Raw genomic sequence first — 11,591 nt, forward strand, 5'->3', positions numbered from 1 at the left:
CAGGAGTGATTGCAGGATCGATACTGAGAAATCGGCCGATTCAGCCGCGCTTCCGAATTTGGTGAGAGACGTGAACATTCAAACTTCCCTCGATGTCGCTGGCGGTGCCTTGCAGCTTCCGCAGCCCTATTTGCTGTTCCTCGGCGACACGACGATCCGTGGTTATGCGAAGACCGCGTTCGGTCTTCGCGACTGGGCGCCCGAGAAATGCGTCGGCGAATATGCGCTGCGGGGTGCGACGGTCAGCGCCGGGCTGGAGCAGCTTGCACCGGCCGAAGCCAAGGCGCGCGGCGCGCGGTCGCTGCTCATCGGCGTCGCGAACAGCGGCGGCGTGATTCCCGAAAGCTGGATGCCGGCGCTCTTCGAAGCGCTCGAAGCGGGGCTCGATATTGTCAGCGGCATGCATATGCGGCTCGCCGATATGCCCGAACTCGCCGCGCGGGCCGAGCGCCTCGGTCGCCAGTTGATCGACGTGCGCCATCCGCCTGCCGGTCTGCCGGTCGGCACGGGCCGCAAGCGGAGCGGCAAGCGCCTGCTCACCGTCGGAACCGACTGTGCGCTCGGCAAGAAATATACGGCGCTTGCGCTCGCGCGTGCCTTTGCCGCGCGCGGCGTCGACGCCGATTTCCGCGCGACGGGACAGACGGGCATCATGATCGCCGGCGGCGGCGTGCCGATGGACGCGGTCGTCTCGGATTTCGAGGCGGGCGCGGCGGAGACGGTGAGCCCCGACGCCGCCGACGATCACTGGGATGTCGTGGAAGGGCAGGGCTCGCTGTTTCACCCCGCTTATGCCGCGGTATCGCTGGGCCTGCTCCACGGGAGCCAGCCTGACGTGATCGTCGTGTGCCATGAACCCGGTCGCGAAGAAATACTCGGATCTCCCGGCTACAGCTTGCCGAGCATCGAGGAAACGATCGATCTCAACCTGCGGCTGGGTAGCCGGACCAATCCGGCGATCCGTTGTGCAGGCGTGTCCTTCAACACCGCGCATCTGGGCGAGGAAGAGGCCATCGCCCTGATGGCGGCCGAAAGCGAACGGCTCGGCCTCCCGGTCGCAGACCCGATCCGCGGCGGCGAAGCCTTCGCCCGTCTCGTGGATAGCTGTCTCGCATGAGCGCAGCGGCCATCCCGGCAGCGTCGGCTGGATCCTCCTGGTTCCAGCGCTTCCTGTTGCCGGGTTTCGCCTTCAAGGCCGTCGTGATCGGTGGCGGTTACGCCACCGGGCGCGAGCTCGCGGAATTTTTCCTGCCGAGTGGGCCGTGGGGCGGACTGGCGGCGATGCTGCTGGCAATGGTGCTGTGGAGCATCATCTGCGCGGTGACCTTCTCGCTCGCCCGCGCGATGGGCGCGTTCGATTATCGCAGCTTTTTCGAAGGGCTTCTGGGGCGCGCGTGGATCCTGTTCGAGGTCGGTTATGTCCTGCTCGTGACGCTCGTGCTCGCAGTGTTCGGCGCCGCGGCGGGCGAGATTGGCGCGTCGATCTTCGGCTGGCCGCCGCTCGCGGGAACGGCATTCCTCGCCGCGTCGATTGCGCTCTTCGTGACCTTCGGCAATTCCTCGGTCGAGGGCCTGTTTAAATATGTCTCCTTCCTGCTCTACGGCGTCTACGCGCTGTTCATGGTCTTCGCGCTGAGCAGTTTTGGCGATGAGATTGCCGCGCGGTTCGCCATTCCCGCGCCGTCCGACGGCTGGATCCTCGGCGGCCTGACCTATACCGGATATAACGTCATCGGCGCGGTGGTGATCCTGCCGGTGATCCGCCATCTGACCAGCCAGCGCGACGCGGTGACCGCGGGCCTGATCGCCGGCCCGCTCGCGATGGCGCCCGCGATCCTCTTCTTCGCCGCGATGATCGCTTTCTATCCGGGCATCGTGAGCGAAACGCTGCCGTCCGATTTCATGCTGCGGCAACTCGAAATGCCGCTGTTCCACCTGCTCTTCCAGTTCATGATCTTCGCGGCCCTGCTCGAAAGCGGCGCGGGCTCGGTGCACGCGATCAACGAGCGCGTCGATGCGGCGCGCCGGGCGCGCGGCGGGGCGCCGCTAGGCAAGCGGGCGCGCGCCGGTATCGCGGGCGCGCTGCTTGTCGGCTGCATGTTCCTCGCCGACCGCTTCGGCCTCGTGACGCTGATCGCCAGCGGTTACCGCTTTCTCTCCTGGGTGTTCCTCGCGGTCTATGTCGCGCCATTGCTGACGGTCGGCCTGTACCGGCTGGTTCGCAGCCGGAAACAACAGCTTCAACCCGCCGTGCAGGGGAATGTGACGTGACGAAAGTGACTGGCTGGGCGCGGATCCGGCTCTGGGGGAAGCGTATGTTGCTCGGGCTGCTTCTGCTGCTGATCCTGCTCGTCGTGGTGGGCGCGATTTATGAGGCCCTCGGCCGAAAAAGCGCCGCGGCGAACTATCCCCCGCGCGGGCAGATGGTCGATATCGGCGGACGCAAGATGCACATCGACTGCCGCGGCACCGGATCGCCGACCGTCGTCTTCGAATCCGGCCTTGGTACGGGCGGGACGATCGACTGGACGCTGGTCCATGACGAGATTGCCGGCTTCACGCGCGCCTGTGCCTATGACCGCGCCGGAATCATGTGGAGCGATGCAAAGGATACGCCGCAGCGTGCGTCCGCCGTCGCGGACGATCTTCATGCGCTGCTGAAGGGCGCGGGCATCACCGGTCCGCTGGTGCTCGTCGGCCATTCGATCGGCGGGCCCTACACGCGCACCTATGTCGGCAAATATGGCGAGCAGGTCGCGGGGCTGGTGATGGTCGACGCATCGCATCCCGACCAGGTCGCGCGGCTTGGCAAGGCCGTGAAGGTCGATGCGCATCCGCGGCAGGCGGGGTGGATCATGCACACCGCCACGGCGCTGTCGTGGACGGGCATCGTGCGCCTCGCGATGGCGAATGCCGGGCAGGGGAAATTGCCGAAGGACGCGGCGGCACGGATGGCGGCCTATGCCAGCAAGTCGGTGCACGGTGCGACGTCCGAACTCGACGGCTTCGACCAGACGATGGACGACGCGCGCGCAGTCAAGAGTTTCGGAAACCGGCCGGTGATCGTGCTGACCGCTATGGCGCCGCTCAAGCCCGAAGAACTCAAGGGGTTGTCGTTGAAGGCATCGGACGGCGTGCGCTTCAAACAGGAATGGAAGGCGCTCAACGCCGAACAGGCGGCACTTTCGACGCGCGGCCGCCAGCAGGTCGTGCCCGACGCGGGCCATTATATCCAGATCGACCGGCCCGATCTGGTGATCGCCGCAGTCCGCGAGGTCGTGAGCGATGTGCGCGCCGACCAGATAGGCGCCGATAAAGGGACCACCCGGTAACGAAGGACGAAGATCGCGGGTCGTGGGGCCGCCGACAGGGAGAAGAATGATGAAGCGTAAGATCCTCTTGGGTGCGATGTCGATGCTGCCGTTGTTGCTCGCCGCGAACACCCCGGCGCCCGAATATGACATCGTGATCCGCGGCGGCCGCGTGCTCGATGGCGCGGGCAGCCCGTGGGTCAGCGCCGACGTCGCGGTCAAGGACGGCCGGGTTGTGCGGATCGGCCGCGTTGCCGGGCGCGGTACCAGGGAAATCGACGCGACGGGCCGCTATGTCTCGCCGGGCTTCATCGACATGATGGACCAGTCGGGGCGCGTGCTGGTCAAGAATGGCGCGGCCGAGAACAAGCTGTTGATGGGCGTCACCACCGTCATCGCGGGCGAAGGCGGACCGCCCGCCGAGGCGGCGGAGATTCCGGCGCATTTCAGCCAGCTCGAAAAACAGGGCATCTCGGTCAATTACGGCACTTACTATTCGGCAACGCAGGCGCGCGTGAAGGTGATGGGCGATGGTGCCGGATCGCCAACCCCGGCGCAGCTCGACGCGATGGGGCGCGAGGTCAAGATCGCGATGGACAATGGCGCGTTCGGCATCACCAGCGCGCTGATCTATCCGCCGAGCAGCTTCCAGACCACGTCGGACCTTGTTACGCTGGCGAAGGTCGCGGCGCAGTGCGACGGCTTTTACGCCACCCACATGCGCGACGAGAGCGAAGGCCTCGTCAAGGCGATCGAGGAAGCGATCGAGATCGGCGAGAAGGGCGGGGTCAAGGTCGAGATCTTTCACCTGAAGGCCGCCTATGCCCCCGGCTGGGGCAAGCTGATGCCGCAGGCGGTGGCGACGATCAACGCGGCGCGCGCGCGCGGCGTCGATGTCGCCGCGGACCTTTATCCCTATACCGCGGGCGGCACGGGGCTCGAGATCATCGCGCCGAGCTGGGTGTGGGCCGACGGCGTGCAGAAGGGGATCGAACGACTGCGCGATCCCAAGGTGCGCGAAAGGATGAAGAAGGAGGTCGCCGCGGGTTCGATGCCCGGCTGGTCGAACCTCGTCCACGCATCGGGCGGCTTCGCCAACGTTCGTCTGGCGAACGGGTTCAGCGAAAAATACAAGCCGTACCACGGCAAGAGCCTCGCCGAGATCGGCAAGGCGCTCAATCGCGATCCCGCCGATGTCGCGTGGGATATCTTGCTCGAAGGCCTGCCGAACCGCTCGGTCGCGCTCTATTTCATGATGAGCGAGCAGGACATCGAGACCGCGATCAAGCAGCCGTGGGTCAGCATCGGCAGCGATGCGGCGGCGTCGGAGAAGCTGGGCGAGATGGACGCGCTCGGCCTGCCGCACCCGCGCGCCTATGGCACCTTCCCGCGCATCATCGCCGAATATGTGAAGCGTCGTCCGGTGCTGTCGCTCGAGGATGCGGTGCGCAAGATGACTGGCTGGCCGGCGCAGCGCATGGGGCTCACCGACCGCGGGCTGATCCGCGACGGGATGCGCGCCGATATCGTCGTGTTCGACTTGGACAAGCTCGACGATGTCGCAAGCTGGGAAAAGCCCACCGCGTCGCCGACCGGGATCGAGACGGTGATCGTCAACGGCGTCGTCACGATCGCGAATGGCAAGCATACGGGGGCCAAGGCCGGGGCAGTGCTGCGCCATAGCTGCGGCGTCTGAAGATATGATGCGGATGATTTCGAGCCTTGTTCTCGCGCTTGCAGCCTCGGGACCGGCGCTTGCCGCCGCCCCGCCGATTGCGAAGCCCGAAGACCTCGGCACCGCGGTGTCGGCGCAGATCGCTTGTGCCAGCATCTTCGTCGCCGAACGCGCCGAGGCCGATGTGCTGCGCGACGATATCCATGCCTTTGCGCCGTTCATGACGGCGGTGACGCTGGCGGTCGACCGCGAGGCGCGGACGGTGACGGCATCAGCGCCGGGCGCGGCGACGCGCACCGCGCTGTTTCGCCCGGTTGCGGGGTGCACACTGCTGACCGGCGATGTTTCCACCGCCGCGCTCGATGCACAGTCGGCGAAGCTGAAGCCGACGCGCGGCAACGCGGCGAAACGCTGGCCGATCGGCGACGCGCCGGTGCCCAAGCTCCAGGCGGCCGCCGAAGCCAGGCTCGACCGCGTCGCGCTCGACAAGGCGGTGCGCGCGGCCTTCGACGAACAGAATAAGGGCGGCTATCCTGACACCCGCGCGATCGTCGTCGTGCAGGGCGGGGCGATCGTCGCCGAACGCTATGCGCCCGGCTTTGACCGCAATACCGAACTGCTCGGCTGGTCGGCGTCGAAGAGCATCATGGGAACTTTGGTCGGCCTGCTGGTCGATGACGGCGTTCTCAAACTCGACGAACCGGCACCGGTACCCGAGTGGAAGGGCGAAGGCGACCCGCGCGCGAAGATCACGCTGCGCCAGTTACTCACCATGTCGAGCGGCCTGACCTTCAGCGAAAGCTATGTGCCCGGCAATGACTCGATCAAGATGCTGTTCGAGGCGGGCGACATGGGCGCGATGGCGGCCGCGCTGCCGCTGAAGGATGCGCCGGGCACGAACTGGAGCTATTCGTCGGGCACGACCAATATCCTTTCGCGCATCGTGTTTCAGGCGACCGGCGGGACGCTTCAAGGCATGACGCGCTTTGCGCAAAAACGCCTGTTCGAGCCCACGGGCATGACCAGCGCGCTGATCGAGCCCGACGAGGCCGGCGTGCAGGTCGGCAGCTCCTACGCCTATGCCACCGCGCGCGACTGGGCGAGATATGGCCTGCTGCATCTCAACAAGGGCAAGGTCGGCGGCAAACAATTGCTCTCGAAACAATGGCTCGATTTCGCGGTCACGCCGACCAGCGCGGCGCCGCGGCCCGTCTATGGCGCGCAGCTTTGGCTCAACCAGCCCGAGCCTGCCGGCGAACGCCGCAAGCTCTACCCCGACCTCCCTGCCGACACCGTCATGGCGCGCGGGCACAGCTTCCAGATCGTCGCGGCGATCCCGTCGCAGGATACGGTGATCGTCCGCCTCGGTTGGACTCCCGAGGGGCAGACTTTCGACTGGAACAAATATCTCTCGCAGATCGCCGCGGCGCTCGCGCCCGCTGTGCCTGCTTCCTGAACAACCGAAGGATAGATTCGATGACGACGCTAACCCCTCTCTCGCTCGACCTCGCGATTGAATCGCTCCCGCTCGCCAAGCCATTCCGCATTTCGGGGCATGTCTTCACCGACACGCCGGTCGTGCTCGTCACGCTGTCCGACGGCACGTACAGCGGGCGCGGCGAGGCGTCGGGGGTCTATTATCTCGGCGACGACGTGCCCGCGATGACGGCCGCGATCGAAAGCGTGCGCGGCGCGGTCGAGGCCGGGATCACGCGCGACCAGCTACAGGCGCTGCTCCCCGCGGGCGGCGCGCGCAATGCGCTCGATTGCGCGCTGTGGGAGCTGGAAGCCCGGCGCAGCGGCGTGCCCGTCTGGGAGCTCGCCGGCCTCGCCGAACCGCGCCCGCTTCGCACGACCTTCACGCTCGGCGCCGACGATCCCGAGGTGATGGCCGAAGGCGCGCGCCATTATGCGCAAGCGCGCGCGCTCAAGCTCAAGCTCACCGGCGACCTCGACGTCGATATCGCCCGCGTACAGGCGGTGCGCGCGGCGCGGCCCGAATGCTGGATCGGGGTCGATGCCAATCAGGGCTTTGCGATCGGCGATCTCGATACGCTCGTCGCGGCGCTGGTCGCCGCCGACGTCAAACTGCTCGAACAGCCGCTCGCGCGCGGGCGCGAGGCCGATCTCACCGGCTATCAATGTCCGATCCCGATTGCGGCGGACGAAAGCGCGCTGACGCTGGCCGATGTCGACGAGCTCGTCGGCCGCTTCGACGTCGTGAACATCAAGCTCGATAAGTGCGGCGGCCTGACCGAGGGCCTCGCCATCGCCCAGCGCGCCCGCGAACTCGGGCTTGGTGTCATGGTCGGCAATATGGTCGGCTCCAGCCTCGCGATGGCGCCGTCGTTCATCGTCGGACAGCTCTGTGACATCGTCGATCTCGACGGCCCGATCTTCCTTGCGGACGATCGCAAGCCTTCGATCGAATATGTCGATGGCAACGCATGGTGCGGCGAGGCGATCTGGGGGCGCAAGCTCGGCTGATAACGATAACGGGACAGGGAGAGGCATGATGAAAAAGACGATATTCGCGGGGCTCGCACTGGTCGCGCTGGCCCAGCCGGTCGCGGCGCAAGAACCGACGACGACCTATATCCACGCCGGCCGCCTGCTCGCCGATCCGGCGAGCGGCCGGGTCGAAACGAACAAGACTATCGTCGTCGAAGGCGGCAAGGTCGCCGCGATCCGCGATGGTTTCGTCGGCGAGGGCAAGGTCGTCGATCTTCGCGACCAGTTCGTCATGCCGGGCCTCATCGACAGCCACGTTCATCTGACCTTTGAATCGAGCCCGACGAGCCGCCTCGATGCGGTGACCAAATCGACGGTCGATCAGGCGTTCGATGGCGTCGTCTTCGCCAAGCGCACCGTGCGCGCCGGGTTCACGACGGTGGTCGATCTCGGTTCCGATCCGCAGGCGATCAACGCGCTGCGCGATGCCACCGCGACAGGGAAGGTCATCGGGCCGCGGATCATCGCCGCGGGCGGGGTCGCGGCGCATGGCGGGCATGGTGACGTCCATGGCTATCGGCAGGAAATCATCGACCTGTTCCGTTCGCCGACGCTCTGCTCGGGCGCCGACGATTGCGCGCGCGCCGTCCGGCTGGCGGTGCAGCAGGGCGCCGACGTGATCAAGACCGCCTCGACCGGCGGCGTGATGTCGAACACCGCGGCGGGGCTCGGCCAGCAGATGAGCGACGCCGAATTGATCGCGATCGTCGACACCGCGCACCGTCTCGGCCGCAAGGTCGCCGCGCACGCGCATGGCACCGACGGGGTCAATGCCGCGCTGCGCGCCGGCGTCGATTCGGTCGAGCATGGTACCTATCTCGACGCGGAATCGATCCGGTTGTTCAAGGCGAAGGGCAGCTATCTCGTTCCCACGCTGCTCGCTGGTGACACCGTTGCGCGGCAGGCCGAAACCGCCGAGTGGATGCCCGCGCCGGTTCGCGCCAAGGCGCGCACGGTCGGACCGCTGATGGTCGATGCGCTGCGCCGCGCGCATAAGGGCGGGGTGCGCATCGCATTCGGGACCGACAGCGCGGTGTCGAAGCATGGCGAGAACGCCCGCGAATTCGCGCTGATGGTCAAGGCGGGGCTGACCCCGCTCGAGACGATCAAATCCGCGACCGTGTGGGCGGCAACACATGCCGGGCTTGAGGCCGAAATCGGCACGCTCGCCGCCGGCAAGTCGGCCGATATCGTCGCAGTGAAAGGCGACCCGCTGACTGACGTACGCACGCTCGAAACCATGGGCTTCGTCATGGCGCGCGGTGCCGTCGTGCGAGCGGCAGGGGAATGACGATGCGCTCGATCAAGCTGTTCGCGATGCTGCCGCTCGTCCTGATGCTCGGCACGGCGGCGACGAAGCCGGCGACGCCGCTGGCGCCCGCCATCGCGCCCAAGCCGGCGGTCGAGACGCAAAAGGCCCCATCGCCCGTTGCAGCGCCGCTCGCAGTATCGGCAACGCTGACGAAACAGGATGTCGATAGCTGGCTCGACGGCTTTGTGCCCTTCGCGCTCAAGCGCGGCGACCTCGCCGGCGCGGTGATCGTCGTGGTCAAGGACGGACAGGTGCTGACGCAGCGCGGCTTCGGTTATGCCGACGCCGCCAAGCGCACCCCGGTCGACCCCGCGCGCACGCTCTTCCGCCCCGGATCGGTGTCGAAGCTGTTCACCTGGACCGCGGTGATGCAGCAGGTCGAGGCGGGCAAGATCGACCTCGACGCCGACGTCAACACCTACCTCGATTTCAGGATCCCGCCGAAGGACGGCAAGCCCGCAACGATGCGCCAGCTGATGACGCATACCGCAGGGTTCGAGGAACATGGCAAGCTCACCATGTTCGAGGACAGGAAATTCCAGATCCCGCTCGGCGAGCTCGTGAAGGGCGGCATTCCGAACCGCATCTACACGCCGGGCACGACGCCCTCCTACTCGAACTATGGCACCGCGCTCGCCGGCTATATCGTCGAGCGCGTGACGAAAATGTCGTTCGACGATTATGTCGAACAGCGCATCTTCCAGCCGCTCGGCATGGCACAGTCGACTTTCAGGCAACCTCTTCCCAAGGCGTTTGCGCCGTGGATGGCGACGGGGTATCGCCAGCTTTCGGCCGGGCCGTCGAAGTTCGAAATCGTCGGTCCGTCGCCCGCAGGCGGTCTCTCCTCGACCGGCGCCGACATGGCGAAATTCATGATCGCGCACCTCAATCAGGGCGCAGGGCTGATGAAGCCTGAAACCGCGCGAATGATGCACGACACACCGATGACGATCCTGCCGCCGCTCAACCGGATGGAGCTCGGCTTTTTCGAAACCAACATCAACGGGCGGCAGGTGATCGCGCATCTGGGCGACACGCAGCTGTTCCACACCGCGCTCCATCTGTTCACGAACGAAAATGTCGGCATCTATATGTCGTTCAACGCGACGGGCGAGCAGGCGTCGGTAGGCCCCGTGCGCCGCGCCTTGTTCGAGGATTTTGCCGATCGCTATCTGCCCGGCAACGAAATGCCCGCAACGCGCGTCGACGCAAAAACCTCGGCGGAACATGCGCAGATGCTCGCCGGCAATTGGCTCAACAGCCGCCGCGCGGAAACCAATTTCTACGCGATTGCGTCGCTGCTCGGACAGGTGAAGATCAGCGTCGGTCCCAAGGGCGAACTCATCGTCCCCGCCGCGCGCGACCTCAATGGAAAGCCCGCGAAATGGGTCGAGACCGCGCCCTTCGTCTGGCACAATGCCGACGGCCACGGCCGGCTCGCCGCGCAGGTCGTGGACGGCAAAGTCGTGCGCTGGAGCATCGACGGCATCTCGCCCTTCATGGTGTTCGACCGCGCGCCGGCGCCCAAGTCGGCGGCATGGATCATGCCCGCGATGTATATCAGCCTCGGCGTGCTGCTGCTCACCCTGCTTCAGTGGCCGGCCTCGGCGCTGATCCGCCGTCATTACAAGGCGCCGCTGACGCTCGAACGCCGGTCGCTGCGTGTGTATCGCGGCGTCTGCGTGGCGTCGGGGCTGGTGCTCGCGCTCGTCGCAGCGTGGGTGATAAGCATGTCGACACTGAAAGCGCTGCCGTCCTACGATCCTTGGCTGTGGTTCCTCCAGATCGCGGGCCTGATCGTCCTCGTCGGCGGCGTCGTGCTGGCAGCTTGGGGTCTTCGCATCGTCCGTCAGGAGAAACGCGGCTGGTTTCGCACCCTCTGGGCGCTGCTGCTGCTCTTCGCGACGATCATGCCGCTGTATGTTGCGTGGACCTTCAGCCTGCTCGCGATGACGGTGAACTACTGACGCCAAGTTGGATGAGGAGGGGCTCGGCCGGGCCTCTCCGTCGGCGCGCTGCGCTGCCTCACCTCCTCGTCGCCGTGCGACGGGGAGGTTATTTTTATCCTCTTCATACGGCTCTCAAGCCGACGGCCGCCTCCGACCGTTTGCGGACATTGGCGCCTTTAGCTACGCATGTCGTATGGGCCAGAGTTACCGCACAGTTTTCGACCTTACGGGACAGCCCGAACTCATCCAACCAGCTTACTGGTTTATAGCGATCTTTCTTTGTGCGGGGATAATCTTCGCTGGGCTTGCTTGGATGGCAGTAAGGGAAAATTGGCACTCGCGCCGGTCACTGCCGTTTTTCGCAGCTGCTTGGATAATTTTCTGCACATTCATGGTGGTTGTGGATTTTCGCGACGCAGCAGCAATTCGGAATGCCGTTGAGGCTGGGAAGTTCCGAACTGTAGAAGGATGCTTGGATTACTTCCGCCCTGGCGCTCCGAATGGATCGAAGACCACCTCCGGCAATGAAGAATGGAGCATTCAAGGGCTCGTATTCAGCTACGGTGAAGGCGAGGTTCGCCCGGCTTTCCATTCGGTATCGACGGCGGGAGGGGAAGTTCGAGCAGACGCGCGAGTGCGAGTTTCATTTGTTGTAAGCCCGGCATATCGCCGACGTGAAATCGTCAAGCTTGAGCTTGCGCCGCACGCTTGTCCGATGGCGCGTAATGTAAAAATGTACGAGCGGCCCTAGGAAAACGTCCGCTTTCTACCCCAGAGCAGCCTTCTAGCCCCGATCCGGCGCAAAAAAAGGGCAGCGGTATCGGCGATACCGC

9 protein-coding genes are annotated in these 11,591 nt (G+C 65.6%); all 9 read left to right on the plus strand.

What is annotated here, in order from left to right; translation table 11 throughout:
* Positions 1-70 precede the first annotated feature (70 nt).
* The 9 genes from GGC65_RS22310 (at position 71) to GGC65_RS22350 (ending at position 11,509) form a co-directional block, all read left to right on the plus strand.
* Entirely contained in the window at positions 71-1,117 is a 1,047-nt protein-coding gene (locus GGC65_RS22310) for a DUF1611 domain-containing protein (protein ID WP_318780220.1), read from the plus strand.
* Positions 1,114-2,271 carry a hypothetical protein gene (locus tag GGC65_RS22315; RefSeq protein ID WP_192649161.1) on the plus strand — a complete coding sequence of 386 codons (1,158 nt, stop codon included), beginning with the start codon at positions 1,114-1,116 and terminating at the stop codon, positions 2,269-2,271. The genes GGC65_RS22310 and GGC65_RS22315 overlap by 4 nt, the downstream gene beginning before the upstream one ends.
* Positions 2,268-3,332, plus strand: a complete 1,065-nt coding sequence (locus GGC65_RS22320; RefSeq protein WP_192649162.1) for an alpha/beta fold hydrolase — start codon at positions 2,268-2,270, stop codon at positions 3,330-3,332. Before GGC65_RS22315 ends, GGC65_RS22320 begins: the two co-directional genes overlap by 4 nt.
* 49 nt (positions 3,333-3,381) lie before the next feature.
* Positions 3,382-5,007, plus strand: coding sequence for an N-acyl-D-amino-acid deacylase family protein (locus GGC65_RS22325; protein WP_192649163.1), 1,626 nt, complete (start codon positions 3,382-3,384; stop codon positions 5,005-5,007).
* A 4-nt stretch (positions 5,008-5,011) separates the two neighbouring features.
* Positions 5,012-6,442, plus strand: coding sequence for a serine hydrolase domain-containing protein (locus tag GGC65_RS22330; protein WP_192649164.1), 1,431 nt, complete (start codon positions 5,012-5,014; stop codon positions 6,440-6,442).
* A 20-nt stretch (positions 6,443-6,462) separates the two neighbouring features.
* Positions 6,463-7,473 (plus strand): dipeptide epimerase, encoded by a 1,011-nt coding sequence (locus tag GGC65_RS22335; protein ID WP_192649165.1) that lies wholly within the window; start codon positions 6,463-6,465, stop codon positions 7,471-7,473.
* A 28-nt stretch (positions 7,474-7,501) separates the two neighbouring features.
* Complete coding sequence (locus GGC65_RS22340) at positions 7,502-8,788, plus strand: metal-dependent hydrolase family protein (RefSeq protein ID WP_192649166.1); 1,287 nt, start codon at positions 7,502-7,504, stop codon at positions 8,786-8,788.
* Positions 8,789-8,790: 2 nt separating this feature from the next.
* Positions 8,791-10,776, plus strand: a complete 1,986-nt coding sequence (locus GGC65_RS22345) for a serine hydrolase domain-containing protein (RefSeq protein WP_192649685.1) — start codon at positions 8,791-8,793, stop codon at positions 10,774-10,776.
* Positions 10,777-10,951: 175 nt separating this feature from the next.
* Positions 10,952-11,509: a hypothetical protein gene (locus GGC65_RS22350; RefSeq protein ID WP_192649167.1), complete on the plus strand. Its 558-nt coding sequence runs from the start codon at positions 10,952-10,954 to the stop codon at positions 11,507-11,509.
* The last annotated feature ends 82 nt before the right edge of the window (positions 11,510-11,591 follow it).

Origin of the sequence: Sphingopyxis sp. OAS728, from assembly GCF_014873485.1 — a bacterium.
Lineage (GTDB): Bacteria > Pseudomonadota > Alphaproteobacteria > Sphingomonadales > Sphingomonadaceae > Sphingopyxis.

Excerpts from the sequence above, each read along its gene's own strand:
- GGC65_RS22330 (WP_192649164.1), top strand. The coding sequence starts at position 5,012 with ATGATGCGGATGATTTCGAGCCTTGTTCTCGCGCTTGCAGCCTCGGGA.
- GGC65_RS22340 (WP_192649166.1), top strand. The coding sequence starts at position 7,502 with ATGAAAAAGACGATATTCGCGGGGCTCGCACTGGTCGCGCTGGCCCAG.
- GGC65_RS22315 (WP_192649161.1), top strand. The coding sequence starts at position 1,114 with ATGAGCGCAGCGGCCATCCCGGCAGCGTCGGCTGGATCCTCCTGGTTC.
- GGC65_RS22345 (WP_192649685.1), top strand. The coding sequence starts at position 8,791 with ATGCGCTCGATCAAGCTGTTCGCGATGCTGCCGCTCGTCCTGATGCTC.
- GGC65_RS22325 (WP_192649163.1), top strand. The coding sequence starts at position 3,382 with ATGAAGCGTAAGATCCTCTTGGGTGCGATGTCGATGCTGCCGTTGTTG.
- GGC65_RS22335 (WP_192649165.1), top strand. The coding sequence starts at position 6,463 with ATGACGACGCTAACCCCTCTCTCGCTCGACCTCGCGATTGAATCGCTC.
- GGC65_RS22350 (WP_192649167.1), top strand. The coding sequence starts at position 10,952 with ATGGGCCAGAGTTACCGCACAGTTTTCGACCTTACGGGACAGCCCGAA.